We start from the raw sequence: 26,152 nt of genomic DNA on the forward strand, positions 1-26,152 counted from the left end.
CGGTTGACTGGCGCCATGGCTGTGGGCGTGCTGACATTCATCACCGACGAGGGCATCGGACCGGCAGAGCTGGGTCGGGCGCTCGAAGAGCGTGGGTTCGAGTCGCTGTTCCTGGCCGAGCACACCCACATCCCGGCGGGCGAGGTAACGCCCTACCCGGCGGGTGGGCCGATTCCGCGGAAGTATTACCGCACGCTGGATCCGTTCGTCGCATTGACGGCGGCCGCCGTCGTCACCGAGCGGCTGGTCCTGGGCACCGGCATCGCGCTGGTGCCCCAGCGCGATCCCATTCACACGGCCAAGGAAGTGGCGTCACTGGATCTGGTGTCGCAGGGTCGATTTCGGTTCGGCGTGGGCGTGGGCTGGCTGCGCGAGGAAATCGCCAACCACGGGGCCGACCCGTCGGTCCGGGGACGGGTGGTCGACGAGCGATTGGACGCGATCATCGAGATCTGGACGCACGAAAAGGCCGAATACCACGGCGAATTCGTGGACTTTGGCCCCATCTACAGCTGGCCCAAGCCGGTGCAAGAGCCCTATCCGCCGCTGTACTTCGGCGGCGGACCCGCGGGCTTCAAACGCATCGCCCGGCTGCACGCCGGCTGGCTGTCGATGACACCGTCGGCGGAGGTGTTAGCGCCTCAACTGGAGCGGCTGCGCGATGCGGCCGGCAGCGACGTGCCGGTGATCAGCCTCCATGCCGGCGCGTCGACGGCCAAAGAGCTCGAGGGCTACCTCGCTCTGGGAGTGGAGCACCTGCTGGTGGAACTGCCCACCGAACCTCGCGACGAAACGCTTCGCCGGCTCGACGAGCTGCGGGCCGAGTTTGCGAAGCTAACGTAAGGCTAAGTGCCGCAAAATGTTTGGTACTTCCCGAAGTCCTCGGGGGCCGGGGTGGCGTAGCGTTCCAGCCCCGGTCTTTCGTCGTAGGGTGCCCTCACCGCGGCCAGCAGCCGCTCGACGGGGGTGAGGTCGCCGGCCGTCGCGGCGGTCAGCGCCTCCTCGACCAGGTGGTTGCGCGGAATGTAGACCGGGTTGGCCCGGTCCATGACGTCCGCGTCCGGGCGCAGGGCCTGCCAGCGCGGCAGCCACGCGTCGAACCCGGCGAGGTCGATGAACTCCCCGCGCGCCGGTTCGGTGTCGCCGCGCGCGGCTCGGCCGAGCCGACGGAAAAAGGAGGTGTAGTCGACGTGGCTGCCCTTCAGCAAGGCCAGCAAGTCGTCGACCAGCTCCGCGAAGTCTCGGGCGTCGACGTCGGACACGCCGAGTTTGGCGCGCATCCCAGATGACCACACGGCGTCGTACTCGCGCTGGAACACCCCGAACGATTGCTCCGCCAGCGCGACTCCCTCGTCGACATCGTCGGAGAACAGCGGAAGCAGCGTCTCGGCGAAGCGGGCGAGGTTCCAGCCGGCGACCAGGGGCTGGTTGCCATACGCGTAGCGGCCCCAGAAGTCGATGGAACTGAAGACCGTCTCGGGGTCGTAGGCCTCCATGAACGCGCACGGCCCGTAGTCGATCGTTTCGCCCGAGATCGTCATGTTGTCGGTGTTCATCACCCCGTGGACGAATCCGATCAGCATCCAGCGCGCAATCAGCGACGCCTGGACGGCGACCACCCCCTCGAAGAGCGCCAGGTAGGGGCGTTCGGCGTCCGCGGCGCCGGGGTGGTGCCGGGCGATCGCGTGGTCGGCGAGGCGCCGCAGCAGGTCCACGTCGCCGGTCGACGCGGCGAACTGGAAGCTGCCCACCCGCAGGTGGCTGCTGGCCACGCGCGCCAGCACGGCCCCCGGAAGTTCCGCCTCGCGCAGCACCGGGCGGCCGGTGCCCACGACGGCCAACGATCGCGTGGTGGGCACCCCGAGCGAATGCATGGCCTCGCTGACGATGTACTCGCGCAGCATCGGCCCCACCGCGGCCAGGCCGTCGCCGCCGCGGGCGAACGGTGTCGGTCCGGAGCCCTTCAGGTGGATGTCACGCAAGCGTCCGTCGCGGTCGACGAGTTCGCCGAGCAGCAGCGCGCGGCCGTCGCCCAGCCGTGGCACGAAGCCGCCGAACTGATGCCCGGCGTAGGCCTGGGCCACCGGCGCGGCCGAGCTGGGGACCAACGCGCCGACCAGGAAGCGCAGCCCGTCGGGGCCGCGCAACCAGTCGGCGTCCAGGCCAAGCTCGGTGGCGAGCCGCTCGTTGAACGCGAGCAGCCGGAGGTCGGCCGGGGCCTCGGCTTGCCAGCGGACCGCCATCTCCGGCAATTCACGGAAGAACCGGTCCTGCAGGGCAACGGTCATATCCGGGGCGACGCTCACCTCTACGAGCCTACGGAAACGGCTAGGAGCCGAGGGCCTGGCCGATCAGGTCCCGGGCCCGGTCCAGCATCGAGGCGAACGGCCCAAGGGCGAAGTTGAGCTTCGCCGACTCCACGCCGGGGTGCGGGTGGGTTGGCGCGATGGCCTGCGCCGCTCGCACCGCGGTGCCCATCCGCTTGAGGTCAGCCTCGTCGACTTCCCGCTGCAGCACGGGGAACTCGTCGCTTTCCTCCTGATTGGCGTGGTCGAGCACGGCGTCGCGCAGCTTGGTCACCTCGTTGACGAACTCCTGCGAGGTGATGTCGAGTTTCTCGATCTGCGACAGCAACTCCTTGGCCTCGTGCTCCTCTTTGAGGCGGGCGTCGACGATCGCGTCGCCGGCGTCGGCCTCGCGGCGCACGCGCGGATGCACCACCATTTCCTCGGCCGTCTCGTGCACGGCCAGCAGCTGACGCAGCGTGGTGAACGGTTTTTCTCGCGCCTGGGGGTCAGTCGCGTGCAGCACCTCGTCGAACAGGTCCTCGATCAGGTTGTGCTGCGCCTTCAGGAATGCGACGACTTCCTCGGGCGATTGGACAATCATGTCGGCCATCGCCGATACCTCCAGTGTTCTCGGGGATTAGGGACGCGCACGATGGGCTGTGTGCGGCTTGGCGAGGCATACCCGCTGCACAAACGCCTAAACGACGCCGCGCTGCTGCGCGCCGCCGCCTTCGCGGCCAGATCCCCGCCAGGCGTGGGTGCCTGACGGGGATCTGAACTGTGCGAACGCGTCAGACGGTTCGGTCGTGGGTGGCCGGCCCGACGCCGGTCCCGACGGCGGTGTCCTTCCGGCGCCTCAGCCCGGCGAGCCCGCCCAAGCCGAGGAGGCCGGCGAGGCCCCACAGCCCGGTGTTGTCGCTGTGCTGATCAGTGTTGTTGCTGTTGTCCGCCAACGTCGTTGTGGTCGCCGTCGGTGCGGGAGCGCTCGGGGTGGTGGCGTTAGCTACACCTGCCCCACCCAACAGCAGTGCCCCGGTGGCGGAAGCAATCGCAATGGCCTTACGCATGTCTACTCCTAAAGGGTTTTTCCTAGCCCAGGCGGGTGACCAGGTTGCTCTAGCCCCCCACGGGAAGCGACGCGCGGCAATGGGCCGCAGCGTGGCGACTGCTGGCTACCCCGGGCAGCCCGCGGGAAACCCGTTCCCAGAACGCGTTTCGTTTGCTGTCCTAGCCGGCTGGCGGAGGACGCCACACCGCCGAAAGCGATCTGCGTCACAGGGCGGACGGTGATGTTATCGGCCGGCGGCCGAATGGGTAGCCGCTAAAAAGGCGCTTTCATGCCGAGCCAATCAATCAATGCAGGAGGCCACATTTCGATGACTTCATCGGACAAGACCACGGTGCTCGCGCAGTTGCGCGCGCTCCACCAGCTGACCAACACCGAGATCCAGGTCGCCGAGACCCGCATCGCGCAGGCCCGCACCGAGGCCGTCCAGCGTGAGCTGACGCAGAACGCGTCGAACGCCCGCGGCCGGTCGGAGGCCATCGAGAAGGCGATCCGCGACCTGGGCGGCGTCCCCGACATCGTGGGCCCGTTCCTGGGCCGTGCGGCCGCGGCGGTCAAGGCCCTGACCGAGCAGGCCCAGCCGTTCGACGAGGCGCTACTGGGTGACCTCGCGCTCGAGGACCAGCTCCTGGACCGCTCCCGCTACCTCAAAGCCCTGGCCGTCGCCGCCGAGCTTCCCGACGTGGAGAGCCTGGCGACGCGGCTGATCACCGCCCACTCGGCGACCGTCGACTGGCTGACGACCGTGCTGGCCGAGGACGCGTTGGGCGGCCCGGCCGCGCTGCGTCGCACGCCGTTGCAGGCGGCGGCCGGCACCGCGGTGAAATTGGTGAACCTGCCGGTCGAGTGGTCGTTCCGAGGCGTGGACCGGGCCGCTGACGCGCTGCGTTCGGCCCGCCCGACCTTCAACGAATTCGTCAGCCGCGGCGCCCACGCCGGTGACGTGGCGACGAAGGCGCTCGCCGCGTCCCGGAACGCCGCCCTCGAGGCGGCCGAGAAGGTCACCCGCGGCGAGGGCGCGCGGCAGGCCGCCGACGCCCTGCACGCGGCCCGCACGGCGGTGGGGGTCCTGGACCCCGACGAGCTGCCCATCGCCAACTACGACGAGCTCAACGTCAGCGAGGCCGTCGCCGAGGTGAAGGAGCTCGCCAATCCGCGCGACGTGCGCGCGATCATCGCCTACGAGGAGGCGAACAAGAATCGCCAGCGGGTGGTTTCGGCCGCCCAGACGCGCGTCGCCGCGATCGCGCAGGAGGTTGTCGGCATCAACTAGCTCACAGCGGGCTTACGCGAGGCCGCCCGGGCGACCGTTCTGGTCCGTCCGGGCGGCCGAGCCGTTTCTCGGGGACATGCCCAACCGGTCGTTGGGGCTTATCGCTACGGTTAGAGCACCAGCCCGACATCGCCAACAACGAAAAGACGAGATGTACGACCAGGTCAACAGCAGCGCGACGGAGCCCGACGACGTCATCGGCTACCGCATCGATCCCGTTCTGGCCCGCAGCTGGCTGCTGGTCAACGGCGCGCACGCCGACCGCTTCCAGTCCGCGGCGCACTCGCGCGCCGACATCGTCGTGCTCGACATCGAGGACGCCGTCGCGCCCAAGGACAAGCACGCCGCGCGTGACAACGTGGTGAGTTGGCTGAGCGCCGGCAACACCGACTGGGTCCGGGTCAATGGCTTCGGCACGCCGTGGTGGGCGGACGACCTGGCCGCGCTGGCCGCGACGCCGGTCGGCGGGGTGATGCTGGCGATGGTCGAATCGGTGGACCACGTCACCGAGACCGCGCAGCGGCTGCCCAACGTCCCGATCGTGGCGCTGGTGGAAACGGCCCGCGGGCTGGAGCGCATCACCGAAATCGCCGCCGCCAAGGGCACGTTCCGGCTGGCGTTCGGCATCGGCGATTTCCGCCGCGATACCGGTTTCGGTGAGGACCCGAGCACGCTGGCCTACGCCCGGTCGCGGTTCACGATCGCCGCGAAGGCGGCCAGCCTGCCCAGCGCCATCGACGGGCCCACGATCGGCTCCAACGCGCTGAAGCTGATCGAGGCCACGGCGGTGTCCGTGGAGTTCGGGATGACGGGCAAGATCTGCCTGACCCCGGATCAATGCGCCGTGGTGAACGAGGGGCTGTCGCCGTCGCAAGACGAAATATCTTGGGCGAAAGAGTTTTTCGCGGAGTTCGAACGCGACGGCGGGGAGATTCGCAACGGCTCCGACCTGCCGCGCATCGCCAGGGCCACCAAGATCCTCGAACTGGCGCGCGCCTACGGCATAGAATCGTCGGACTTCGACGACGAAGAACGGGATCATTCGCCCGCGCCGTCGGACACCTATCACTACTGAGTTCGCGAGACGGGTCGACAGATGAGCGTTGCCGTGGATTTCCATTTCGACCCGATGTGCCCGTTCGCTTACCAGACCTCGCTGTGGATCCGCGACGTTCGCGAGCAGCTGGGAATCACCGTCGACTGGCGCTTTTTCAGCCTCGAGGAGGTCAACCGGTCGGAGGGCCAGAAACACCCGTGGGAGCGGGAGTGGTCCTACGGCTGGTCGCTGATGCGGATCGGGGCGCTGCTGCGCCGCACCGACATGTCGCTGCTGGACCGCTGGTACGCCGCCGTCGGGCACGAACTGCACACGCTGGGCGGCAAACCGCACGATCCGGCCGTCGCGCGGCGCTTGCTGAGCGACATCGGGGTCGAGGCGTCGGTTCTCGATGCGGCGCTTGACGACCCGACGACTCACGACGAGATACTGCGCGAGCATCAGCGGGTCATCGACGCCGGCGGCTACGGAGTGCCCACGCTTTTCCTGTTGGGGCAGTGCCTGTTTGGGCCGGTGCTGGTGGACCCGCCGACCGGGCCGCAGGCCCTGACGCTGTGGAACGTCGTCGCCGGCATGGCCGAGTTGCCGCACGTGTACGAGCTGCAGCGGCCCAAATCGCCGGCAGACGCGGAACTGATCGGCCGCGCGCTGCGCCCGTACCTCGATGGGCGTGACTGGGTCAGCATCAATCGCGGCGAGGTCGTCGACGTCGAGCGCCTCACCGGCCAGGCTTGACCGCGCCCTCGCTACGCTGGCGAGCGTGACCGGCAAGGGCCCCATCCGGGTGGCGCGGGTCTACGACGACCTCACACCCGAGGACGGCCAGCGCGTGCTGGTCGACCGGATCTGGCCGCGGGGAGTGCGCAAGGACGACCCCCGCGTGGGCATCTGGTGCAAGGAGGTCGCGCCGTCCAAGGACCTCCGCGAGTGGTATCACCACCGGCCCGAACTCTTCGACGAATTCGCGTCGCGTTACCACGCGGAACTGCGCGGCAACCCGGCGCTCGGGGAATTGCGGGAACTGGCCAAGCGCGGCGGCGTCACCCTGGTCACCGCCACCCGCACCCCCGACATCAGCCACGCGGCCGTTCTGGTGGAGCTGCTGAAAAGCCGCTGACCGCGTGAGACGATCGGCCGATGCGGCTGGGATTGCATGCCCTGGGGATCGGTGCCGGCGCCGACCGCGCGGTGATCGACGCCGTGGCGTCAACCGCGGACGACTGCGGCTTCGCCACGTTGTGGGTGGGCGAACACGTGGTCATGGTCGACCGGCCCGCCTCTCGCTATCCCTACTCCGATGACGGCGTGATCGCCGTTCCCGCACAAGCGGATTGGCTCGATCCGATGATCGCGCTGAGCTTCGCCGCGGCCGCTTCGTCGCGGATCCGGCTGGCGACGGGCGTGCTGCTGCTCCCCGAACACAACCCCGTGGTGGTGGCCAAGCAGGCGGCCAGCCTGGATCGGCTCAGCGGTGGGCGCCTGGCGCTGGGGGTCGGCATCGGGTGGTCCCGGGAGGAATTCGCCGCACTGTCGGTGCCCTTCGCCCGGCGGGGGGCGCGCACCGCCGAATACGTCGCCGCGATGCGCGCGCTGTGGCGAGACGACATCGCTTCGTTCCACGGTGACTTCGTTGGGTTCGACTCGATCCGGGTCAACCCGAAGCCGGTGCGCGATCGGCGTATCCCGATAGTGGTTGGCGGCAACAGCGATTCGGCGATGAGGCGGGTGGCTAACTGGGCGGACGGCTGGTACGGGTTCAACCTCGACGGCGTTGGCGCCGCGCGCGATCGGGTCGACACACTGGACCGGTTGTGCGCCGAGGCGGGGCGTGACCGTGGGCAACTATGGCTCTCGGTGGCGCTGCGCGACGCGGGGTTGGGCGATGTCGGCGCGCTCACCGAATTGGGCGTGGACGAATTGGTTCTCGTCGAGTCGCCGCCCGAGGCCCCCGAGGCGGCGGCCGATTGGGTCTCGGCGCTGGCCGAGCGGTGGATGGCGGTGATACCGGCGTGAGCCAGACCGATCCGGTGCTGCCGCGGGAGTTGACCGATATCACCGACGAGGTTCGTGCGGTCCCGCCGCCGCCCATACCGACGTTGCCCGAGCCCTACGGGCTGCGACTCGTCGACCCGGACAACGACGCCGAGATGATCGCCGAGTGGATGAACCGGCCGCACCTGGCGCAAGCGTGGGAGTCCGCGTGGCCGGTGGCGCGCTGGCACCGCTACCTACGTGCGCAACTCGATGGCGGCTTTTCCCGGCCGTTCATCGCCACACTCGACGCGATTCCGCGCGCTTACATCGAATTATACAGGGCGGCAAAGGATTCCATCGCCAAGCGGTATGAGTATGATCCCCACGACCTGGGTCTGCACGTCGCGGTCGCCGATCTGGAGTACATCAAGCGCGGACACGTCAGCTTCCTGCTGCCGCATTTGGTGGGCAGCATTTTGGGCCTGGATCCGGCATGCCGGCGCATCATGTTCGATCCCGACCACCGCAACGTCCTGGCCCGCACGTTCTGCGAGCGGGGCGGCTGCCTGTTCCTCGGCGAGCACCAGATGGCGAACCGGCGGATGGCGCTGTACATGCTGCCGCGCACGCCCGAGGACGGGCCGCGCGCCTGAGTCAGACGAGCTCGGCGAGCCGCTGCGCGAGGAAGGCGGCCGCTTCACCGAGCGCGACACTGACGACGATGTTGGCCGTCGCCGCGCGCACCTGGCGTTCCTCGCCGAGCCGCTGCGTCTCCAGCATCCAGGTGGAGAACGTGGTGTAGGCGCCCACGAACGCGGTGCCGGCCAGCAGGGCCGCCTCCTTGCTGAGCACGAGGCCCCCGAGGAAGCCCAGCAGCGCGGCGCCGCTGATGTTCACGACCAGCGTGCCGAACGGAAAGGACCGCGCCGCCCGGCGGGCCACCGCGCGGTCGACCACGAAGCGCAGCACCGACCCGATGCCGCCGATCACCACGACGCCGGCCCACACCGCGACGGTCGTGACCGTGGCCGTCATCCGCGGATCCGTACCCGGCGCACCAGCTTGGTGGCCACGTGCACCGCCAGCAGTCCCAGCACGATGCTGGCGAGGGTGTAACCCGCTGCCAGGGCCCAATGGCCGTGTTCGAGCATGCGCACCGTCTCGACCTGCATCGTGGAGAACGTCGTGAGCCCGCCGCACAATCCGGTCCCGAGCAGCGGGCGCCGGTAGCTCGACAGCGGCAACCGCTCCAGCAGCCGGGTGGTGAAGTAACCCAACAGGAAGGCGCCGACGATGTTCACCGTGAACGTCGGCCAGGGCCAGCTCGCCGGGTCGCCCGCGGCGAGTGTGCCCAAGCCGGCGCGGGCCAGGGAGCCCAGCGCCCCGCCGGCGAACACCGCGGCCAGCTCGCGATAGTCGTGTGCCACGCGCGATCCCTTCCGGCTTTGCCAGGACTTACGGGTGGGTGAACCGGGGACGTCAGAAAAGTACCTGACAAGTCGGTCACGTGCGGCGCGGGCAGAATTGACAACCATGGCCCACCCCCGTGCCGGTCAGCCGGCCCAGCCCGAAGACCTTGTCGATCTGCCTCACCTGGTGACGGCCTACTACACGGTGGCGCCCGATCCCGACGACGTCGCTCAGCAGGTGGTGTTCGGCACGTCGGGCCATCGCGGGTCGGCGCTGAGCGGGGCCTTCAACGAGGCCCACATCCTGGCCATCACCCAGGCGATCGTCGAATACCGCGCGGCGCACGGCACAACCGGGCCGTTGTTCATCGGCCGTGACACGCACGGGCTCTCCGAGCCGGCGTGGGTGTCGGCGCTGGAGGTGCTGGCCGCCAACGATGTGGTGGCGATGATCGACTCGCGCGACCGCTACACGCCCACACCGGCGGTCAGCCACGCCATCCTGCGCTACAACCGCGGACGCACCGAAGGTCTGGCCGACGGGATCGTCGTCACGCCCTCGCACAACCCGCCGCCCGACGGCGGCTTCAAGTACAACCCGCCCAACGGCGGTCCCGCGGACACCGACGCGACCAACGCAATCGCCAAGCGCGCCAACGAGATTCTGCGCGCCAGGGGAGCGGAGGTGAAGCGGGTGCCGCTGGCCCGCGCGCTCGGCAGCGTCGAGCGCTACGACTACCTGGGCACCTACGTCGACGACCTGCCGGACGTGGTCGACATCGACGCGATCCGCGCGGCCGGGGTGCGCATAGGCGCCGACCCGCTGGGCGGCGCGAGCGTCGACTACTGGGGTGAGATCGCCCAGCGGCACGGCCTCGACCTGACGGTGGTGAACCCACTGGTCGACGCGACCTGGCGGTTCATGACGCTCGACCATGACGGCAAGATCCGGATGGACTGCAGCTCGCCCGACGCGATGGCTGGGCTCATCCGCGTGATCGCCACCTCGGACCTCTATCAGATCGCCACCGGCAACGACGCCGACTCCGACCGGCACGGCATCGTCACTCCCGACGAGGGGCTGCTCAACCCCAACCACTACCTGGCGGTGGCCATCGACTACCTCTACACGCACCGGCCGTCGTGGCCGGAGGGCATCGCCGTCGGCAAGACGGCCGTCAGTTCGTCGATCATCGACCGGGTGGTCGCCGGGATCGGCCGCAAGCTCGTCGAGGTGCCGGTCGGGTTCAAGTGGTTCGTCGACGGCCTGATCGGCGGGACCATCGGCTTCGGCGGCGAGGAGTCCGCGGGGGCGTCGTTCCTGCGGCGCGACGGCTCGGTGTGGACCACCGACAAGGACGGCATCATCCTGGCGCTGCTGGCGTCCGAGATTTTGGCCGTCACCGGATCGACCCCGTCGGAGCGCTATCGGGAGCTGACCGACGAGTACGGCACGCCGTCGTATGCGCGGGTCGACGCGCCCGCCGACCGCGAGCAAAAGGCCCGCCTGGCCAAGCTCTCCCCGGATCAGGTGACCGCCACCGAGGTGGCCGGCGAGCCGATCACCGCGAAACTCACCGCGGCGCCCGGCAATGGCGCCGCGCTGGGTGGGCTGAAGGTGACAACCGCCAACGCATGGTTTGCCGCGCGGCCGTCGGGCACCGAGGACGTGTACAAGATTTACGCCGAATCGTTCAACGGCCCGGAGCATTTGGCCCAGGTGCAGGAAGCCGCGCGCGAGGTGGTTAATAAAGTCATTGGGTGACCATTTCCCTTCGCCTCGCCCGCACGGGGGAATGCGGGTCCCGTCCGGCGCGCTTGCCGCGCGAAGCGTGGATCCTCAGCTGGGCGAACATCATGGTCGCGCTGGGCTACGGGGTGGTCTCGCCGGCGCTACCCGCATTCGCGCATACCTTCGGGGTCAGCATCAAGGCGGTGACTTTCTTGGTCACCGTCTTTTCGTTGAGCCGCCTGTGTTTCGCCCCGGTCAGCGGGGCGCTTGTGCAACGGCTGGGCGAACGGCGGATCTACATCGGCGGTTTGCTGATCGTGGCGTTGTCCACGATCGCGTGCGCATATTCGCACACCTATTGGCAGTTATTGACTTTCCGCGCGATCAGCGGCATCGGCTCGACGATGTTTTTTGTCTCGGCCCTGGGCCTGATGATCCATATCAGCCCGCCCGACGCGCGCGGGCGGATCGCGGGCCTGTTCACCACCTCGTTCATGGTGGGCGCGGTCGGCGGCCCGGTGATCGGCGGCCTGACGGCCGGCTGGGGGTTGACCGCTCCGTTCATCGTGTACGGCGTCGTCATGCTCGGAGTGGTCGTGGCGCTGTTCTTCGGCCTGCGGCATTCGGCGCTGGCCGCGCCGCCGCCCCCGACACGCTCCACGGTGACGATGCGTCAGGCGCTGCGTTACCGCGCGTATTGGTCGGCGCTGCTGGCAAATTTCGCGACGGGCTGGTCCGCGTTCGGTCTGCGCGTCGCGCTGGTCCCGCTGTTCTTGTCCGACGTGATGGGCGAAAGCGTCGGCGTCATCGGGGCGGCGCTGTCGGCGTTCGCGGCGGGTAACGCCGTGGCCGTCGTCCCCAGCGGCTATCTGTCCGACCGGATGGGACGGCGCACGTTGTTGATCGTCGGGCTGGCGGCATCCGGTGTGGCGACCGCCGCGCTCGGTGTCGTGTCGTCGTTGCCGGCGTTCATGGTCGCGGCGGCCGTGTCCGGCGCGACGACCGGCATCTTCATGTCGCCGATGCAGGCCGCGGTGGCCGACCTGCTGGGCAGCGAGGCGCGCGCGGGCATGCCGGTGGCGGCGGTGCAGATGGTGTCCGATCTGGGTGCCATCGTCGGCTCCGTGACGGTCGGCTGGGCCGCCGAGAAGCTCGGATTCGGGTGGGGCTTCGGCATCAGCGGGATCGTCTTGCTGATCGCCGCGCTCGGTTGGGTACTGGCGCCGGAAACCCGGACGCTCATCCAGCCCGAAGCCGTGCCGGCCGAGGCGGACGACGACGAGGCGGCCTGATCAGCAGCTTTGAACCACGGTTGCGGTTGGTGTAGCTTCGATTGGCACGACTTGGGGCTATGGCGCAGCTGGTAGCGCACCACACTGGCAGTGTGGGGGTCAGGGGTTCGAGTCCCCTTAGCTCCACCAGGCAAAAGTCTCTCTTGCGAACGTATCTGCACACCGTTTGACGGCAATTGTGACGACCACCGGATTCTGCTCCTGATCCAGCCACGGCGTCTGAGCTAGACGAACGCGGGCATCGATTCCCAGCCTCGGACAGCCGAGGCGGACGATAGGTGTGCGTTGTCGGTGTCGATGTCCCATTCGGGGAAGCGCTTGAGGATTTCCTCGAGCGCCACCCGTGCCTCCAGCCTCGCAAGCGCTGCTCCAAGGCAAAAGTGAGCTCCCACGCTGAACGCCAGATGCTGACGCGGCCGGCGATGGATGTCGAATCGATCTCCGTCGGGCGGGAATTGGCGGTGGTCACGGCAGGCCGAGGCGATAAGCGGCATCATGACGCTGCCCTCGGGCACCGTGTGGCCGTACCACTCGGTATCGCGAGTGACGTAGCGGGCGAGGTGCGGTACCGGGGGTTCGTAGCGCAGCAGCTCCTCGATCGTCTGTGGAATCAACTGGTGATTCGCTGCGATTTCGCGCCGCTGGTCGCGATGGTCGGCGAGAACCTTTCCTGCCCAGCCGAGGAGTCGGGTGGTGGTCTCGTTGCCCGCGGCAGCGATGAGCCCGATATAGAGCAGGATTTCGTCGCGGGTCAGCTTTCGGCGAAGACCTGCCTCGTCCTCGAATTCGACGTTGAGGAGCTCGGTCATGATGTCGTCGGAGGGGTGTTCGACGCGCCAGTCGAGATAAGCGGCGAACACCTCGTCGTAGGCCTCGTCGGGGTTGATGCCCTTGGCCAGGGTCATGGGTTGGCCGGCCTCGGTGAGCAACGACGCGTTCGAGCGATCCCGGACGCGTTCTTGGTCCTGCTCGGGGATGCCGACCAGCATCCCGATGACCCTCATCGGCATTTGGGCGCCGAGATCGGCAATAAAGTCGAATCGTCCAGTGCCGACAAGGGGATCGAGACATTGTGCGCAAAACGCTCGAATTTTGCCCTCGAGTGCTGCGACTTTGCGAGGGGTGAATACCCGCGCGAGCAGCTTTCGGTGAATGTCGTGAACCGGTGGGTCTTCGAAAACGATGATGCCAGAAGGTATCTCGATGTTGGCCTTGATCACTTCGAGGATCATTCCGCGCGATGAACTGAAGGTACCGGTGTCGACGAGCGCGCGGCTCACGTCGTCGAAACGACTGAGCGCGTAGAAATCGTACGGCTCGTTGTAGTACAGCGGCGACTCCTCGCGCAGCCGCCGGAACGCCGGGTAGGGATCGGCCAGAAGTTCCACATCGTAGGGGTCGTACCGAATGTCGCTGACCTCACTTACGGCCATGGCCCGTCCTCCTGGAGCAGTGGAACCTGCCGCGATTCCTTGAGGTATCACAGCAGACCCAGCGCCGACTGACAAGACAAATCAGACCAATATGTTGCGTCATCGTTGACTATTGCGGATTCACGCGGTGTGGTGAAGGGCGGGGTACTGCGGGCAGTCGCGTGCTGTTCCTACCGGTTTCGTACGGTCTGGCATGTGTGAAGCGGAGGATGTCCGTTGACCTTGGCTTCAACTCGCAATACTTTTAGCTTCACGTTGTCACGTCGAACGGAACTGGAGCACGATGATGGGCCTTGTCCATGCGTAGCCATGGATGGTCGGGCCGCACGCCGGCCTCCGACGAGGAAGCCGTCAACAGGATTTTGGACGCGGTTGACTCCTTGGTTGCCGAAGGCGGATCGGCCATCCGCGTCAGCGACCTGGCCCGCGTTCTGGGAGTGAGCCGCCAGACCATCTACCGTTACTTTCCTGGGGCTGACGCGCTTGTGGTCGGCAGCCAGATGCGTTCGGCTAATGGCTTTCTCGATCGTTTAGCCGATCACCTGCGGGGGTGGACAAATCCGGCGGCTGCCGTCGTCGAGGGCGTAGCATTCGCGGCCGAGGAGTTCGCCGACGACCCGCTGATGGCACGCGTCCTAGACGCACGGCTACCGGGTGGCACGTCGGCCTCGTTGACCGCCGGCGCGGCGTTTGGCCTGGGACGAGAGATGTTCCGACGATATGACGTCGACTGGGCCGCTCATGGCTTCGACGACGCCGCGATCGACGATCTCATCGAACTCGCTGTACGCACACTGCAGTCGGTTCTGCTCGATCCTCCCGCGCGGCCGCTCAACCCCGTGGCACTCCGCAGTCTCGTGGGCAGATGGCTCGGACCGGCAGTCCTCTATCACCAGCTGACCCGTGACATCGACGCACTAACCGCTCTCACGCAGGCCGGCCAACTGGCTCCCAGCGCTCGCGGATCGGTCAAACTGGCGTGACGCGAGCGCGTCAAGTTCACCGATGCAGGTTCCACTGGCCGCAGTCCGCGGCAAGGACGTCGTTGACGTCGACTTGGAGCCCCCCGACCACCGGGCCCGGATTCGATGGTGTGCTCACCACGCGTTGGTAGAGAACGGCGGTGCGGTCGACCTGGCCGCGCGACCAGGCCTTGGTCTGCCAGGCCCACCGGTGGCCGGGGGTGCCCGAATTTCCGATGACGCCGTCGGCGGCGGCCCATTGGCACACGTCGATTCCGCCGTAGACGCCGGTGCGCTGCACTCCCAGCACCGAATTGATTCCGCGAAACCACTTGAGCGCCAAGTTGTTCCAGGTGTCGTGGTTGATGTCCTCGTCGACGCTGAAGAAGATCGGGGCGCTCTGACCGCCACCGGCCGCGGTGTGCAGCTGCCAGGCGGTGCGAGCGTCCGCAACGCCGCCCTCGAACCCGCGCCTGAAGTCCGATGGTGCCGTCCCGCCCGGCTTGCCGTATTGGTAATTGCTGACGATCATCAGCCCGGCGGCGGTCAGCTGCTCGGCGTAGGGCCGCGTGATCGGCTTGGCGCCCATGGACGAGCCGGGGCGCGACAGCGAGACGTAGTTGATCACCCCGGCGTAACCGGCGGCTCGAATCTGGTCCGCAGGAATTTGGCGCATCGCGAAGTCGATCAGTCGAGGAGTGGCAGGGGCCGGAGCAGGGACGGCGCCGGCGACACTCGTCGAGGCCGCGTACAACCCCGGCAGTGCAGAAATGGCAACGGCGTAACGCAACAGGTCGCGCCGGGAAATGGCGCGCGACGGCCGCACATTCGCCGACGAATCCTGCATCGCGTGATGTTAATTTTGTGACTTTTGTCGACATAAGTGGCGCGTAGTAGTCGATATCAAATCGGTGTCTGCGGTTGATCGTGTCGAGTCGTGACTGGAAGCGCCGGTGACGTGCGATCCCGACCTATCAGCGCCGACAACGGGCCGGTCGCGGACCTCCGCGACTAGGCAGCGAACTCTCAGAATCCTCGTACCGGCGGTACGCATAACCGGCCACCGGTGTGGGTACGCGGCCGAGTGAACGATTGTTCGCAGCCAATTCGGGAGGAAGCTTTCGATGCCCGAGGTCCAACTTCACCACGAGGGACATCCCCTCTACCGCCGGATGGTCCGGTTCGACTGGTCGGAGACGCCGTTGCACTGGGTGCCCGACGACCCGTTTTCGACGCACATGATCAACGTCCTGCATCTGCTGCTGCCCGAGGGCGAGCGGCACTTCATCAAGGCCGTCCTCGAGGCGTCGTCGCTGGTCGACGATCCGGAGTTGGAGGCCGCGATCAAGCCGTTCATCCAGCAGGAGTCCTGGCATGCGTGGGCGCACCAGGTGGTACTGGACCACTTAGCCGAACAGGGCATCGAAACCAAGCCGTACACGGACCGGCTCGGGAGATTGTTGTCAATGACCCTGGGGGACCCGCCCAAGTGGTTTCCGCCGGCCATGAAGCGGTGGTGGCTGTATCGGCGCCTGGCCGACGTGGCCGCGCTGGAACACTACACAGCGATGCTGGGCCAATGGGTGCTGACCAACCGAGGTCTGGACTACGCGAAGGCCGACCCCATGATGCTCGACCTGCTGCGCTGGCACGGGGCCGAGGAGGTCGAGCACCGCTCGCTGGTGTACGACGTCTACCAACACGTCTCGGGGAACTACTTCATCAGGGCGTTCTCGATGTTGTTCGTCTCGCCGCTGTTCATCGGTTGGTGGGTCGCGGGGGCTCGTTACCTGATGGCCCAGGACCCGACCATCGATCAGAAGTGGCGTTTTAGGGACTGGCTGTCGGCCGCCCGCGAGTACCGGATACCGGGCCCGTGGAAGCTGCTCGTGACGACGCCCGTCCGGTACATGCGGCCCAGCCATCATCCGAACGACGAGGGGTCAACACAGATGGCTGTCGACTACCTGAACTATTCCCCGGTGGCGAAGGCCGCGCGGGAGCGGGCACGCTCCCAAGGGAAGTCGCCGGATCAGACGCAAGGGATCGAGGGCAACGGAGCGCGAAAGGCGGTGGCGCGATGAAGGTTTCGGTCGATCTCGACACCTGTGATGGCAACGGCGTGTGCATGAGCATCTGCCACGAGGTGTTCGACGTGCGGGAGGACGGCCTCCACGTGCTGCAAGAGGACGCGCCCGAAGAGCTGCGCCAGCAGTTGATCGGCGCCGAGGTGTCCTGTCCGACACAGGCGATCACGGTGGAGGACTGATCGATGCCGACTAGGCAGCTGGGGAACCTGAAAGAGATCGTCGTTGTCGGTGCCGGTGTGGCGGGCATGCGCGCGGCGGAGGCGCTGCGGCACGAGGGCTATGACGGCGCCCTGACCATCGTGGGCGCCGAGCGGCAGGCGCCCTACCATCGGCCGCCGCTGTCGAAGAAGTTTCTCACCGGCCACGTGCACCGGGCCGGTGTCGACCTGGCGCCGCAATTCGATATTGGTGCGCGTGTGCTCCGCGGCGCGGCGGCGCTCGAGTTGGACCTGTCGTCGCGCGTCGTCCACGTGCATGACGACGGCCAGGACCTGCCCCTGCCGTTCGACGGACTTGTGGTGGCCACCGGGGCGGTCCCGCGCGAGTGGCCGGGCGGCCCGGTTCCGGACGGGGTGCTATTGCTGCGCACGGTCGAAGACTGCCTGGCCATCCGGGAACGGTTGGCTTCGCGCCCTCGGGTCGTGGTGGTCGGGGGCGGGTTCATCGGCGCCGAGGTCGCCGCGAGTTGTCGGTTGATGGGCCTGGACGTCACGCTGGTCGAAAAAGCCGACAGCCCATTGCTTTCCGCGTTGGGTAAGGAGCTGGCGTCACGCTGGGCCGATTTGCATCGTCAGCATGGCGTGGACCTGCGGGTGGGCGTGGGCGTCGACGGATTCGTGGGCAACGGCCGGGTGGAAGGTGTTCGGCTCACCGACGGCTCGCAGGTTCCGGCCGACCTGGTCATCGTCGGACTCGGGGTCACCCCGGCGACCGACTGGCTGGACGGCTCCGGAGTGCGTGTCGACGACGGGGTGATCTGCGACGCCGGCGGTGTCGCGGAGGGCAGCACCTCGGACGCCCCTGTGGTTGCGGCAGGTGACGTCGCGCGCTGGTGGCACCCCCTGTACGAAAGGCACCTGCGCACCGAGCACTGGGAGGACGCGGGCCGTCAGGGTGCGACCGCGGCGCGGACATTGCTGGCGGGCCCCGAACCCGCCGAGGTCCACGCCGAACTGCCGTACTTCTGGTCCGATCAATACGACGTCAAGCTGCAAATGCTGGGCGTGCCAACGGATTACGATGCCGTCGAGATCGTCGAAGGCCATCCGGACACCTGGGAGTTCGTCGCCGCGTACGGGCGTAGCGGTCGCACCATCGCGGTGCTAGCGACGATCGCGGGCCGGGTGCATGCGTATCGCGAGGCTATCGAGAAGCGGGCCGAATTCCCGCCGAGCCGAGCGGATTAGCGAGGCCCGGCATTCGCCGCCCGGGTAGATTTCCCGACCCGAGCGTTGCGTCGGCATGCTGCCAGCGTCCTGCAATGCTCTGACCCTCCGTCAGCGACGTTAACTGGACGACAAATGCCCGAAGCGCCATATGCACCGGCCGAGGATCAGCGCATGGCCGCGGTGCGGCGCGTCGGCTTGCTGGGGACACCCGCGGAAGAGCGCTTCGACAAGCTCACGCGATTGGCCCGGCGCCTGTTCGACGTTCCGATGGCGGTCATCGACATCGTCGGCGAAAAATTGGCCTGGCTGAAGAGCGCGCAGGGGTTCGACGGAGTCGAGGGATTGCGGTGTGACTCCTACTGCCACCACGCCGTGCTCAGCGACGAAACCTTCATCGTCCGCGACGCGCGCACCGACCCGAGGGTGCACGACAGCGGCTTCGCGAACACCTGGGTCTTCTACGCCGGTGTGCCGTTGACGTTCGAGGGGGAGCGCGTCGGCATGTTCTGCATCGGGGACACCAAGCCGCGCGATTTCGACGACGACGAGGACCGCTCGCTGCGCGACCTTGCCGCGATGGCCCAGCAGGAGCTGCAGGTCGCTCGGATGTCGGAGACGCAACTGGCGCTCGCCCGCGCCAACGACGAGCTCAAGATGAAGGCGAATGTCGATGTGCTGACCCGGCTTTGGAACCGGCGGGCCATCTTCGAGATCGCCGAGACCGAGCGGCTGAAGGCCGGCGGCCCCGCGCAACTGGCGGCCCTGCTCGTCGACATCGACCACTTCAAGAAGATCAACGACACCTATGGGCACCCAGCGGGCGACGAGGTGTTGCGCGAATGCGCGCAGCGGTTGCGGGCATCGATCAGGTCGGTGGACGCCGTCGGGCGGATCGGCGGCGAGGAGTTCCTCGTGCTCATGGCCGACGCCGAAACCGGGGACGTGGCGGGCATCGCGGAGCGGATTCGAGCTGCACAGGCCGAGTCGCCGGTTGAGTTCGACCAACACTCGATCGCGTTGACGTGCAGCGTCGGCTACGCGATCGGCGCCGCGAGCGACCCGATCGACGGGCTGGTCAGCCGTGCCGACCAGGCGCTGTATCGCGCCAAGTCCAACGGACGAAACCGGGTGGAGCCGCAGGGCATTGACCTCGGCGCCGGCAGGCCCGCGCGCCAGCGGGTGGTGCGGCGGCCGAAGGAAGTCGAGTCCTGCGGCGGATAGCCCCGCAGTCCCGATAGACGTGGCCCGCCGGCAAATCACCGGGGGGCCACGTCTATCGGCCGAGACTCATGGAACCAGAATCGTCTTTCCCCGCAGACGATTGGCGTCGGAGTCATCGTGCACCGCGGCCGCGTCGGTCAGCGGTCGGCGATCGGCGACGTCGATCACAAGCTTTCCGGCGTCGACCTGGTTGACCAGTTCGGCCAGCTGCGCGGCGTCGCTGCGGACGAACACCCGCTGCGCGCGCACCCGCCGTGCCGGGTCCTCCTCGCCGGATGTCATCGTGCCGACGTAAAACCCGCCGCCGGCGACCAGGCCGACCAGGGCCGCGGTCTGCTCCGGTGACGTGCTGACCAGGTTCAGCACCACATCGAACGGTTGCCCGGCGACCGCGAGCGGGGCGGCCGTGTAGTCAATGTAGTCGATGATCCGGTCGGCCTCGTAGCGGCGCAGCCGGGCAGCGCTGCGCGTCGACGCGGTCGCGGTGACGACGGCCCCGGCCCGCTTGGCGAGCTGGACCGCGTAGCCGCCGACCGCTCCGCCGGCACCGTTGACCAGAACGGACTGACCCGCCTTCAGGCCGGCGACCTCGAACAGGGCCTGCCACGCCGTCAATCCGACGGTCGGCAGCGCGGCGGAATCGGCCAGCGGCACCGAGTCGGGCGCGGCCGTCAGCACCTCGGCCGGGGCGAGCGCGTACTCGGCGGCGGCGCCCGGGCGGTCCAGCGGAAGCATGCCCACCACGGCGTCGCCGATCTTCCAGCCGGTTACCCCCTCGCCGAGCTCGGCGATGGTGCCCGCGACGTCGACGCCCGGGGTGTGGGGGAAGGAAATCGCGTACACCTCGGACAGGTAGCCGCCCCGGATGCCGGCATCGACCGGGTTGAACGAGGTCGCGGCCACCCGCACCAGGACCTGGCCGGGGCCGGGCACCGGCCGCTCAACCTCTTCGTATTGCAGAACCTCGCTGCCGCCGTAACGGTGGTATTGCACAGCCTTCATGGTCTTCTCCGTTTCCTAGGTGCTTCAACTTCGAAGCAGTTACGCCCCGTACAACTTGCTTCGAACTCGAAGCGATTCCGGAACGCCGGGTGACGATCGCCACATTGCTTCAAGTTCGAAGCATTACGATGGCGGCATGGCCCCGCCCCTGAAGCCTCAGCAGATGCGCGCGTACTTCGCCCTGATGGAGGCGGTGAGCCTGCTGCAGTACGCCGTGCAGCGCCAGCTACGGGCCGAGGGGGACCTCAGCTACGTGCAGTTCGAGATCCTGGCCAAGCTCGCCGATGCCGACCGCCCGCTCACCATGACCGAGCTCGCCGACGGAGTGGTCTACAGCCGCAGCGGCCTCACCCACCAGGCTGGTCTGCTGGAGCGGGCGGGGCTGATCATCCGCGAAGCCAGCGCCGACGACCAGCGCGCCACGGTCGTGCGTAGCACCGAGAAGGGCCACGCGCGGCTTGCGAAAGTGCTGCCGGGCCACATCGACGTCGTCCGCGACATGCTGTTCGATGCGCTCTCTGGCGAGGACGTCGACGAGCTCGGCGACATCATGAGCCGCGCCCGCGATCACATGCGGGCCCGGCCGGCGCGCTCGGCCGCCTCGCGCAAGCGCCGCACCGCGTCATGAGGGTTCACCGCAGCTTCGTCCACGGCGTGCAGCCGTGCGTGATGAACTTCGCCACCGCGGGCGCCGTGAGATTCGCCGTGACCGGGGTCGTCTCAATCCCGCTGTCGGAGTTGATCATTCGGCCATCGCTGGTCCATGTGGTGAAGACACAGGCCGCTCGGTAGTCGCCCGGCTCGGCGTGGGCGACGTAGACGCCGTAGGGGAGTTGCGCGGGCACCGCGTAGGACCCGGGCCCATACCCGCCGTCCGCGTGCGCCGGCGACCCGGCAAAACAGCCGACGATCAACGCGGGCAGGGCAATCGCGGCCGCCTGGACCAGTCGCATCGTTCGTTCCTTCGGTCGGACTCGAACTCGAGATTAAGTCCCGGCAACGACTCGGTGGAGACTGTGCCTCAACCTCACGCCGGCTGCCCAGCCGATTAGGTTTTCCTCTGAATGCGCATTACTCTTGCCCGCGGTTCTGATTGCGACTCTCCGAAAGCAGCCATGCCCATTCAGCCCACCCTGCTGCGCCGACAATCGCTGCGCAGCACCCGCTCGTCGCGGGTCGTGCCTCGCGTGAAATGCCCCATGGTCGGCCAGTGCTTCGATGTCGAGGTCACTCGCGACGCCGATGGGTGGACCATTCGGATTCCCGAGATCGGCAGGGTCACCCGCACCTTCCGCCGGAGCGCGGTGGAATTGGCCGCACGCGAATGCATCGCCACCTGGACCGGGATTCCGATCGGTTACGTGGCCGTGTACGTCGCAAGCGAGGTCGGCTAGCGCCTCACCTGCCGGCCCCGTAGTGGCCAAGGTGTGTCTCGCGCGTGACCTCGCCGCGACGATGACGCGAAACCCTCATCATCATGACGGTGCTTGCGGCCATCGCGGCCCTCGCGATGGCGATGGGTGTCGGTTACTACTTCGGCCGACGCGCGGAATCGACGCCGCCAAGCTGGAAGAGCCGAACGAGCCGAATCGCCCTCGGCAGGCTGGCGTTCAGCCTGCTCGTCCTGCTCACCGCGCGCCGCGCGATGACCATGTGGGGGCCGAGGTTTGGCGTTCCGCTCGGGTTGCTCCGCGGTAGCGTTGCGCGGATCCGTTCCTACTGAGCGCAAGGACAACCATGTCAGCACTGCGGGGCAAGGTCGCGTTGGTGACCGGAGCGTCGTCGGGCCTTGGCGCCGAGACGGCCCGGCTGTTTTCCCGCCAGGGCGCAACGGTTTTCGGCATCGCCCGGGATACGGCGCGCTTGGCCGAGGTTTTCGCCGACGTCCCCGGCGGTTCGTATGCCTCGGTGAATGTCGCCTCGGCGCAGGCCTGCCGGGACGCCGTCGAGCAGTGCGTGCGCGAGTCGGGTGGGCTGGATGTGCTTGTCAACATCGCCGGGCGGCACCAGATGCGCAGGACGGAGTCGATGACCGACGACGACTGGGACCAAGACCTCGCGGTCAACCTGAACGGCCCGTTTTACCTCTGCCGGGCCGCGCTGCCGCGGCTGCTCGAACGCGGCGGCAACATCGTCAACGTCAGTTCCATTGCCGGCGTCGAGGGCCAGGCGTACTCGGCCGGTTACTGCGCCGCCAAGCATGGTCTGATCGGGCTCACCCGCGCCCTGGCCGTCGAGTACACCGCGGATCGCTTGCGCGTCAACGCGATATGCCCGGGTGGCATGCTCACGCCGCAAATCGAACATTTCAGCGCGCCCGACGATCCGAATTACGACCTGATCATGCGCACCGCCTCGCCGCGCGGCATGATGCAGCCCATCGACGTCGCGAACGTGATCGCCTTCCTGGCCAGCGACGCCGCGGCGGCCGTCCACGGCGCCGTCTATCGCGTCGACAACGGCAAGGGCGCCGGCTAGCCCGCCGCCACCGGGCGGGTGCGCACCAACGTCGGCCACCAGAACCACGGCCCGAGGATCCGCAGGATGCATGGCACGACGAACGAACGCACGATCAGCGTGTCGAGCAACAGGCCGATACACACGGTCGAACCCACCTGACCGATGGTGCGCAGATCGCTGGTGAGCATCGCCAGCATCGTGAAGGCGAAAACCAGGCCGGCCGAGGTCACCACGCCGCCCGTGCTGCCGAGGGCCCGGATCAGACCGGTGTGGATTCCGCCGTGCAGTTCCTCCTTGACCCGGTTGATCAGGAGCAGGTTGTAGTCCGATCCGACCGCCACCAGGATGATGAAGGTCAGGGGTAGCACCAGCCAATGCAGGTGCAGTCCGATGAGGTGTTGCCACACGAGTATGGACAGCCCGAAGGCCCCGGCGTAGGAGAAGGCCACGGTGCCCGGAATCACCAAGGCCGCCACCAGACTTCGGGTGATGAACATCATGATCAAGAAGATGAGCACGAAGGCGGCGATCGCCGCGATCATGAGGTCGGACATCGCGTATTGCTTGATGTCCTTGTCGTTGGACCCCGAACCGCCGATGTAGATTCTGGCGCCCGCCAACGAGGTCTCTTTCAGGATCGTTTTGATCGCCTCGGGGAACTGCTCGACGTGCTCCACGCCTTCGGGGCCCATGGCGTCGCCCTCGTGGGTGACAATGAACCGCGCCGCCTTGCCGTCCGGCGACATCATCAGCTTCATCCCCGTCTTGACGTCCTCGTTGTCGAAGCCCTCGTGCGGGATGTAGAAGAAGTCGTCGCTGCGAGACCTGTCGAAGTCGTTTCCGACGTTGATCAGGTCGTCGAAAGTCTGCTCGGTTTGCACGGTTTGCAGATCCGCCGACCCGTAGCTGTTGACCAGCTTGGACTGCAGCGCCTCGGTGTCGTCGGCGGTCGCCTTCAGCTGCGCGATGATCTGCGGGAAGGTCTTGTCCACCTCTTGGAGGGACACCTTCGCGTCCGCGATGTCGTCAGCCAGTTTGTCGATCTGGTCGATGGTCTCGAACAGCGAACGGAACGTCCAGCAAATGGGGATGTCGAAACAGTGCCTCTCCCAATAGAAGTAGCTTTTGATCGGACGGAAGAAGTCGTCGACGTTGGAGACCTCGTCGCGGATGTCGTCGCTGACCCGTTGCAGGTCTTCGACGGTCAGGACCGTTTGGTGCAGTTCGTCGGACACCTTCTGGAAGAAGCCGACCTCCTTGCGCAACACCTCAACCGAGTGCGCCTGGATCTCGGCCTGCGCGTCGGTGTTGGAGTTCTGCTCCCTGCTGAACGGGAGTTGTTGTCCGTTGCCGCTGCCCTGCGTGGTGAAAAGGTATGGGAGGCTGGCGTGTTCGAGCGCGCGGCCCAGGGGTCGTGTCATGCCCTGCACCATCGCCACGCCGTGCAGGCGGATCAGCGCCTTGGCGACCCGGTCCAGCGAAATGAAATCGGCCGAGTTGCGCATGTCGTGATCGGTTTCGACCATGAGCATCTCGGAGAAGAGCTTGCTCTTGGGGAAGTGTCGATCCGCCGCTTGGAAACCCAGATTGGCCGGCGCACTGGCCGGTTGATATTGCCTGTCGTCATAGTTCTGCCGGTAGGTGGGAACGAAGATCGCCCCGATCATGACGATGGCGGAACTGGCCACCAGGATCGGCACCGGCCAGCGCACCACGCTCGCTCCGATGCGCCGATAGAGACGTCCGTGGGTGACGGTCCTCGGGTCGAACATCCCGAACAGGCTGCCGACGGTCAGCACCGCCGGTCCCAGCGTCATCGCCGCCGCGATGGTGAACAGCATGGTGATCGCGACGGCGGGCCCCATGGTGTGGAAATAATTCAACCGCGCGAACGTCAAGCAGTAACACGCGCCGGCGATCGTGAGGCCGGAGCCGATGATGATGGGCGCGACGCCCTTGTAGGCGATGTAGAAACTGTCCTCGCGGCTTTCACCCGCCTGGCGCGCCTCGTGATATCGGCCCATCAGGAAGATGCCGTAATCCGTTCCGGCTCCCAATGTCAGCGCGATCACGATGTTCACGGCGAATGACGACAGTTCGATGTACCCGTAATGCCCGAGCGTCGAGACGATGCCCTTCGCGACGAGCATCTCGATGAGCACGCCGAGCAAGGGGACCAGCAGGGTGGACGGGGTGCGGTAGACCAGCAACAGCATCACCACGATGAGGATGATCGTGACGATCGTGACGTTGTTCAGGCTGGCATTGGCGATGGCGAGCGTGTCGGAGGCCAGGGGAGCCGCGCCGCTCACGTAGACCTTGAGGCCCGGTGGTGGCGTGTCCTTCTTGATGATGTCGCGGACGGCGTCCACGGATTGATTGGCCTGTATCTGGCCGATGTCGCCGGCGAGACGAAGGAGCACGTAGGTGCACTTGCCGTCCACGCTTTGCGCCCCCGCGGCGGTGAACGGCTTGCCCCACAGGTCCATCACGTATTGCACGTGCCTGGTGTCGTTCTGAAGGCGGCGCATCAGGTCGTCGTAGTAACGGTGGTCCGCGTCGCCCAGCGGACGGTTCGCCTCGAACACCACCATGGTCAAGTTGGTGGAGTTGGACTCGCGGAACTTCTCGCCGATGTGCAGCAGCGCCCGCTGTGAGGGCGCGTAGTGCGGGACCATCGGTCCGGCGAGCTCTTCGGCGACCCGCTCCACTTGGGGCATAAAGGTGTTCGTGGTGACCGCGAGCAGGCCCCAGAACAAGATGATCGGTATCGCGAAGGCCCGGACCATCCTGGGGACGAAAGGGCGTTTGACCCTGGGCGCGTCGAGGCGATGCTCGGTCATGCCGACTTCACCCTGCACTCGACGTCGGCGTCCTGATGGTCATCGGACTGTTGGTCGCGGACCACGCCGTCCACCAGCATCCGGCAACTGACCTGACCGCTGCGAACGTGAACCGAGATGCTGCCGGACGCGACCGAGAGCGTCGTGGTCTCGGTGTGCGACCACGGCAGCGTCGTGAAATCGACCTGATGTGGATGACCGTCGATGTCGATGTAGACGAGCTTCCCGCCGTTGCCGGCGTTGCCGAACACCTCGTAGGTGATCCGTTTGACGTTGAACTGCTCGGGCGCCTGCGGGCCATTGACGGTGATGACCGGCTCGGGTTCCGAGAACTGGTGCACCTTGTACATGGACAGCAGGCCGACCCCGACCGCGACAACGGCGACCAGCGGCATCCAGGCCCGTCCCAAGACAGCCCTGCTGACTGAGCGAGGGCTCACTCGTTCAACTCCCCGAATCCCTCCTGACTCGCGTTCTCGCCTCGTCCCCGACCGCCCCGGGTGCTTATATCAGGCTGCTTGATATAAGCACCCCCAGACATTATCAGCACCGGGCGGCGGCGCGAACAACCGGTGTGCGGAAACTATCATCTGCCGGCCCTGTCGGCAGCGCGAAGGAACGCGGCCGTGCACTCGCGCGATGTCGCGCGGACGCACGACGAA

29 protein-coding genes and 1 tRNA gene are annotated in these 26,152 nt (G+C 67.1%); 19 read left to right on the forward strand and 11 right to left on the reverse strand.

The window, feature by feature from the left end; genetic code table 11:
- The first annotated feature begins 15 nt into the window (after positions 1-15).
- The gene (locus A5702_RS13015; RefSeq protein ID WP_068221219.1) at positions 16-843 is read left to right on the forward strand and encodes an LLM class F420-dependent oxidoreductase; all 828 of its coding nucleotides are present in this window, start codon (positions 16-18) and stop codon (positions 841-843) included.
- Positions 844-845: 2 nt separating this feature from the next.
- Here the strand turns inward: A5702_RS13015 and A5702_RS13020 are convergent, their stop codons facing one another.
- The 3 genes from A5702_RS13020 to A5702_RS13030 form a co-directional block, all read right to left on the reverse strand.
- Positions 846-2,288, reverse strand: a complete 1,443-nt coding sequence (locus A5702_RS13020) for a YdiU family protein (RefSeq protein ID WP_197506562.1) — start codon at positions 2,286-2,288, stop codon at positions 846-848.
- Between the two features lie 40 nt (positions 2,289-2,328).
- On the reverse strand, positions 2,329-2,898 hold the full coding sequence (locus tag A5702_RS13025) for a hemerythrin domain-containing protein (protein ID WP_055403764.1): 570 nt from the start codon (positions 2,896-2,898) through the stop codon (positions 2,329-2,331).
- A gap of 181 nt (positions 2,899-3,079) precedes the next feature.
- Positions 3,080-3,355 carry a WGxxGxxG family protein gene (locus A5702_RS13030; protein ID WP_068221226.1) on the reverse strand — a complete coding sequence of 92 codons (276 nt, stop codon included), beginning with the start codon at positions 3,353-3,355 and terminating at the stop codon, positions 3,080-3,082.
- 309 nt (positions 3,356-3,664) lie between these two features.
- Here A5702_RS13030 and A5702_RS13035 point away from each other — a divergent pair, with 309 nt between their 5' ends.
- From A5702_RS13035 to A5702_RS13060, 6 genes are all read left to right on the forward strand, one after another.
- Positions 3,665-4,627 (forward strand): hypothetical protein, encoded by a 963-nt coding sequence (locus A5702_RS13035; protein WP_055403766.1) that lies wholly within the window; start codon positions 3,665-3,667, stop codon positions 4,625-4,627.
- Positions 4,628-4,778: 151 nt separating this feature from the next.
- Complete coding sequence (locus tag A5702_RS13040) at positions 4,779-5,702, forward strand: CoA ester lyase (RefSeq protein ID WP_055403767.1); 924 nt, start codon at positions 4,779-4,781, stop codon at positions 5,700-5,702.
- Between the two features lie 21 nt (positions 5,703-5,723).
- On the forward strand, positions 5,724-6,419 hold the full coding sequence (locus A5702_RS13045) for a DsbA family protein (protein ID WP_068221228.1): 696 nt from the start codon (positions 5,724-5,726) through the stop codon (positions 6,417-6,419).
- 25 nt (positions 6,420-6,444) lie between these two features.
- Positions 6,445-6,801 carry a DUF488 domain-containing protein gene (locus tag A5702_RS13050; protein WP_068221230.1) on the forward strand — a complete coding sequence of 119 codons (357 nt, stop codon included), beginning with the start codon at positions 6,445-6,447 and terminating at the stop codon, positions 6,799-6,801.
- A gap of 20 nt (positions 6,802-6,821) precedes the next feature.
- Positions 6,822-7,697, forward strand: a complete 876-nt coding sequence (locus tag A5702_RS13055; protein ID WP_068221232.1) for an LLM class F420-dependent oxidoreductase — start codon at positions 6,822-6,824, stop codon at positions 7,695-7,697.
- The gene (locus tag A5702_RS13060; RefSeq protein WP_068221233.1) at positions 7,694-8,311 is read left to right on the forward strand and encodes a GNAT family N-acetyltransferase; all 618 of its coding nucleotides are present in this window, start codon (positions 7,694-7,696) and stop codon (positions 8,309-8,311) included. Before A5702_RS13055 ends, A5702_RS13060 begins: the two co-directional genes overlap by 4 nt.
- A 1-nt stretch (position 8,312) precedes the next feature.
- Here the strand turns inward: A5702_RS13060 and crcB (A5702_RS13065) are convergent, their stop codons facing one another.
- Positions 8,313-8,693: a fluoride efflux transporter CrcB gene (crcB, locus tag A5702_RS13065; protein WP_068221235.1), complete on the reverse strand. Its 381-nt coding sequence runs from the start codon at positions 8,691-8,693 to the stop codon at positions 8,313-8,315.
- Positions 8,690-9,085 (reverse strand): fluoride efflux transporter CrcB, encoded by a 396-nt coding sequence (crcB, locus tag A5702_RS13070; RefSeq protein ID WP_055403773.1) that lies wholly within the window; start codon positions 9,083-9,085, stop codon positions 8,690-8,692. The genes crcB (A5702_RS13065) and crcB (A5702_RS13070) overlap by 4 nt, the downstream gene beginning before the upstream one ends.
- A gap of 106 nt (positions 9,086-9,191) precedes the next feature.
- On the opposite strand from crcB (A5702_RS13070), the gene pgm reads away from it, so the two are divergent.
- The 3 genes from pgm to A5702_RS13085 all read left to right on the forward strand — a co-directional run bounded on the left by pgm (position 9,192) and on the right by A5702_RS13085 (position 12,220).
- The gene (gene pgm / locus A5702_RS13075; protein ID WP_068221237.1) at positions 9,192-10,832 is read left to right on the forward strand and encodes a phosphoglucomutase (alpha-D-glucose-1,6-bisphosphate-dependent); all 1,641 of its coding nucleotides are present in this window, start codon (positions 9,192-9,194) and stop codon (positions 10,830-10,832) included.
- Positions 10,833-10,924: 92 nt separating this feature from the next.
- Positions 10,925-12,091 (forward strand): MFS transporter, encoded by a 1,167-nt coding sequence (locus tag A5702_RS13080; RefSeq protein ID WP_082956059.1) that lies wholly within the window; start codon positions 10,925-10,927, stop codon positions 12,089-12,091.
- 53 nt (positions 12,092-12,144) lie between these two features.
- Positions 12,145-12,220, forward strand: a tRNA-Ala gene (locus A5702_RS13085).
- A gap of 95 nt (positions 12,221-12,315) precedes the next feature.
- On the opposite strand, the gene A5702_RS13090 is transcribed toward A5702_RS13085, so the two are convergent.
- Positions 12,316-13,524 (reverse strand): cytochrome P450, encoded by a 1,209-nt coding sequence (locus A5702_RS13090; protein WP_068221239.1) that lies wholly within the window; start codon positions 13,522-13,524, stop codon positions 12,316-12,318.
- A gap of 299 nt (positions 13,525-13,823) precedes the next feature.
- On the opposite strand from A5702_RS13090, the gene A5702_RS13095 reads away from it, so the two are divergent.
- The gene (locus A5702_RS13095) at positions 13,824-14,507 is read left to right on the forward strand and encodes a TetR/AcrR family transcriptional regulator (protein ID WP_068221241.1); all 684 of its coding nucleotides are present in this window, start codon (positions 13,824-13,826) and stop codon (positions 14,505-14,507) included.
- A 16-nt stretch (positions 14,508-14,523) separates the two neighbouring features.
- On the opposite strand, the gene A5702_RS13100 is transcribed toward A5702_RS13095, so the two are convergent.
- Positions 14,524-15,333: a DUF1906 domain-containing protein gene (locus A5702_RS13100; RefSeq protein WP_055403777.1), complete on the reverse strand. Its 810-nt coding sequence runs from the start codon at positions 15,331-15,333 to the stop codon at positions 14,524-14,526.
- Between the two features lie 277 nt (positions 15,334-15,610).
- On the opposite strand from A5702_RS13100, the gene A5702_RS13105 reads away from it, so the two are divergent.
- The 4 genes from A5702_RS13105 to A5702_RS13120 all read left to right on the forward strand — a co-directional run bounded on the left by A5702_RS13105 (position 15,611) and on the right by A5702_RS13120 (position 19,185).
- Positions 15,611-16,570 carry a metal-dependent hydrolase gene (locus A5702_RS13105; protein ID WP_055403778.1) on the forward strand — a complete coding sequence of 320 codons (960 nt, stop codon included), beginning with the start codon at positions 15,611-15,613 and terminating at the stop codon, positions 16,568-16,570.
- Positions 16,567-16,755 carry a ferredoxin gene (locus A5702_RS13110; protein WP_055403779.1) on the forward strand — a complete coding sequence of 63 codons (189 nt, stop codon included), beginning with the start codon at positions 16,567-16,569 and terminating at the stop codon, positions 16,753-16,755. Before A5702_RS13105 ends, A5702_RS13110 begins: the two co-directional genes overlap by 4 nt.
- Before the next feature lie 3 nt (positions 16,756-16,758).
- On the forward strand, positions 16,759-17,982 hold the full coding sequence (locus A5702_RS13115) for an NAD(P)/FAD-dependent oxidoreductase (RefSeq protein ID WP_068221242.1): 1,224 nt from the start codon (positions 16,759-16,761) through the stop codon (positions 17,980-17,982).
- Between the two features lie 153 nt (positions 17,983-18,135).
- Positions 18,136-19,185, forward strand: coding sequence for a sensor domain-containing diguanylate cyclase (locus A5702_RS13120; protein ID WP_197506560.1), 1,050 nt, complete (start codon positions 18,136-18,138; stop codon positions 19,183-19,185).
- A gap of 66 nt (positions 19,186-19,251) precedes the next feature.
- Here the strand turns inward: A5702_RS13120 and A5702_RS13125 are convergent, their stop codons facing one another.
- Entirely contained in the window at positions 19,252-20,187 is a 936-nt protein-coding gene (locus A5702_RS13125; RefSeq protein ID WP_068221244.1) for an NADP-dependent oxidoreductase, read from the reverse strand.
- A gap of 136 nt (positions 20,188-20,323) precedes the next feature.
- On the opposite strand from A5702_RS13125, the gene A5702_RS13130 reads away from it, so the two are divergent.
- On the forward strand, positions 20,324-20,815 hold the full coding sequence (locus A5702_RS13130) for a MarR family winged helix-turn-helix transcriptional regulator (protein ID WP_055403783.1): 492 nt from the start codon (positions 20,324-20,326) through the stop codon (positions 20,813-20,815).
- Between the two features lie 4 nt (positions 20,816-20,819).
- On the opposite strand, the gene A5702_RS13135 is transcribed toward A5702_RS13130, so the two are convergent.
- The gene (locus A5702_RS13135; RefSeq protein WP_055403784.1) at positions 20,820-21,140 is read right to left on the reverse strand and encodes a hypothetical protein; all 321 of its coding nucleotides are present in this window, start codon (positions 21,138-21,140) and stop codon (positions 20,820-20,822) included.
- Positions 21,141-21,386: 246 nt separating this feature from the next.
- Here A5702_RS13135 and A5702_RS13140 point away from each other — a divergent pair, with 246 nt between their 5' ends.
- The 3 genes from A5702_RS13140 to A5702_RS13150 all read left to right on the forward strand — a co-directional run bounded on the left by A5702_RS13140 (position 21,387) and on the right by A5702_RS13150 (position 22,665).
- Positions 21,387-21,581 carry a hypothetical protein gene (locus A5702_RS13140; protein ID WP_055403788.1) on the forward strand — a complete coding sequence of 65 codons (195 nt, stop codon included), beginning with the start codon at positions 21,387-21,389 and terminating at the stop codon, positions 21,579-21,581.
- Between the two features lie 83 nt (positions 21,582-21,664).
- A complete protein-coding gene (locus tag A5702_RS13145) occupies positions 21,665-21,910 on the forward strand; it encodes a hypothetical protein (RefSeq protein WP_067823553.1) in 246 nt (81 codons plus the stop codon).
- Positions 21,911-21,924: 14 nt separating this feature from the next.
- Complete coding sequence (locus A5702_RS13150; RefSeq protein ID WP_055403786.1) at positions 21,925-22,665, forward strand: SDR family NAD(P)-dependent oxidoreductase; 741 nt, start codon at positions 21,925-21,927, stop codon at positions 22,663-22,665.
- On the opposite strand, the gene A5702_RS13155 is transcribed toward A5702_RS13150, so the two are convergent.
- The gene (locus tag A5702_RS13155; RefSeq protein ID WP_068221246.1) at positions 22,662-25,490 is read right to left on the reverse strand and encodes an RND family transporter; all 2,829 of its coding nucleotides are present in this window, start codon (positions 25,488-25,490) and stop codon (positions 22,662-22,664) included. The two genes, A5702_RS13150 and A5702_RS13155, sit on opposite strands and share 4 nt — an antisense overlap.
- Positions 25,487-25,885, reverse strand: a complete 399-nt coding sequence (locus A5702_RS13160) for an MmpS family transport accessory protein (RefSeq protein WP_068221248.1) — start codon at positions 25,883-25,885, stop codon at positions 25,487-25,489. The genes A5702_RS13155 and A5702_RS13160 overlap by 4 nt, the downstream gene beginning before the upstream one ends.
- Between the last annotated feature and the right edge of the window lie 267 nt (positions 25,886-26,152).

Source organism: Mycobacterium sp. E3339, from assembly GCF_001666915.1.
GTDB lineage: Bacteria > Actinomycetota > Actinomycetes > Mycobacteriales > Mycobacteriaceae > Mycobacterium.

Excerpts from the sequence above, each read along its gene's own strand:
- A5702_RS13015 (WP_068221219.1), top strand. The coding sequence starts at position 16 with ATGGCTGTGGGCGTGCTGACATTCATCACCGACGAGGGCATCGGACCG.
- A5702_RS13020 (WP_197506562.1), bottom strand. The coding sequence starts at position 2,288 with ATGACCGTTGCCCTGCAGGACCGGTTCTTCCGTGAATTGCCGGAGATG.
- A5702_RS13025 (WP_055403764.1), bottom strand. The coding sequence starts at position 2,898 with ATGGCCGACATGATTGTCCAATCGCCCGAGGAAGTCGTCGCATTCCTG.
- A5702_RS13030 (WP_068221226.1), bottom strand. The coding sequence starts at position 3,355 with ATGCGTAAGGCCATTGCGATTGCTTCCGCCACCGGGGCACTGCTGTTG.
- A5702_RS13035 (WP_055403766.1), top strand. The coding sequence starts at position 3,665 with ATGACTTCATCGGACAAGACCACGGTGCTCGCGCAGTTGCGCGCGCTC.
- A5702_RS13040 (WP_055403767.1), top strand. The coding sequence starts at position 4,779 with ATGTACGACCAGGTCAACAGCAGCGCGACGGAGCCCGACGACGTCATC.
- A5702_RS13045 (WP_068221228.1), top strand. The coding sequence starts at position 5,724 with ATGAGCGTTGCCGTGGATTTCCATTTCGACCCGATGTGCCCGTTCGCT.
- A5702_RS13055 (WP_068221232.1), top strand. The coding sequence starts at position 6,822 with ATGCGGCTGGGATTGCATGCCCTGGGGATCGGTGCCGGCGCCGACCGC.
- crcB (WP_068221235.1), bottom strand. The coding sequence starts at position 8,693 with ATGACGGCCACGGTCACGACCGTCGCGGTGTGGGCCGGCGTCGTGGTG.
- pgm (WP_068221237.1), top strand. The coding sequence starts at position 9,192 with ATGGCCCACCCCCGTGCCGGTCAGCCGGCCCAGCCCGAAGACCTTGTC.
- A5702_RS13080 (WP_082956059.1), top strand. The coding sequence starts at position 10,925 with ATGGTCGCGCTGGGCTACGGGGTGGTCTCGCCGGCGCTACCCGCATTC.
- A5702_RS13090 (WP_068221239.1), bottom strand. The coding sequence starts at position 13,524 with ATGGCCGTAAGTGAGGTCAGCGACATTCGGTACGACCCCTACGATGTG.
- A5702_RS13095 (WP_068221241.1), top strand. The coding sequence starts at position 13,824 with ATGCGTAGCCATGGATGGTCGGGCCGCACGCCGGCCTCCGACGAGGAA.
- A5702_RS13100 (WP_055403777.1), bottom strand. The coding sequence starts at position 15,333 with ATGCAGGATTCGTCGGCGAATGTGCGGCCGTCGCGCGCCATTTCCCGG.
- A5702_RS13105 (WP_055403778.1), top strand. The coding sequence starts at position 15,611 with ATGCCCGAGGTCCAACTTCACCACGAGGGACATCCCCTCTACCGCCGG.
- A5702_RS13110 (WP_055403779.1), top strand. The coding sequence starts at position 16,567 with ATGAAGGTTTCGGTCGATCTCGACACCTGTGATGGCAACGGCGTGTGC.
- A5702_RS13115 (WP_068221242.1), top strand. The coding sequence starts at position 16,759 with ATGCCGACTAGGCAGCTGGGGAACCTGAAAGAGATCGTCGTTGTCGGT.
- A5702_RS13120 (WP_197506560.1), top strand. The coding sequence starts at position 18,136 with ATGGCCGCGGTGCGGCGCGTCGGCTTGCTGGGGACACCCGCGGAAGAG.
- A5702_RS13125 (WP_068221244.1), bottom strand. The coding sequence starts at position 20,187 with ATGAAGGCTGTGCAATACCACCGTTACGGCGGCAGCGAGGTTCTGCAA.
- A5702_RS13130 (WP_055403783.1), top strand. The coding sequence starts at position 20,324 with ATGGCCCCGCCCCTGAAGCCTCAGCAGATGCGCGCGTACTTCGCCCTG.
- A5702_RS13135 (WP_055403784.1), bottom strand. The coding sequence starts at position 21,140 with ATGCGACTGGTCCAGGCGGCCGCGATTGCCCTGCCCGCGTTGATCGTC.
- A5702_RS13140 (WP_055403788.1), top strand. The coding sequence starts at position 21,387 with ATGGTCGGCCAGTGCTTCGATGTCGAGGTCACTCGCGACGCCGATGGG.
- A5702_RS13145 (WP_067823553.1), top strand. The coding sequence starts at position 21,665 with ATGACGGTGCTTGCGGCCATCGCGGCCCTCGCGATGGCGATGGGTGTC.
- A5702_RS13150 (WP_055403786.1), top strand. The coding sequence starts at position 21,925 with ATGTCAGCACTGCGGGGCAAGGTCGCGTTGGTGACCGGAGCGTCGTCG.
- A5702_RS13155 (WP_068221246.1), bottom strand. The coding sequence starts at position 25,490 with ATGACCGAGCATCGCCTCGACGCGCCCAGGGTCAAACGCCCTTTCGTC.
- A5702_RS13160 (WP_068221248.1), bottom strand. The coding sequence starts at position 25,885 with ATGCCGCTGGTCGCCGTTGTCGCGGTCGGGGTCGGCCTGCTGTCCATG.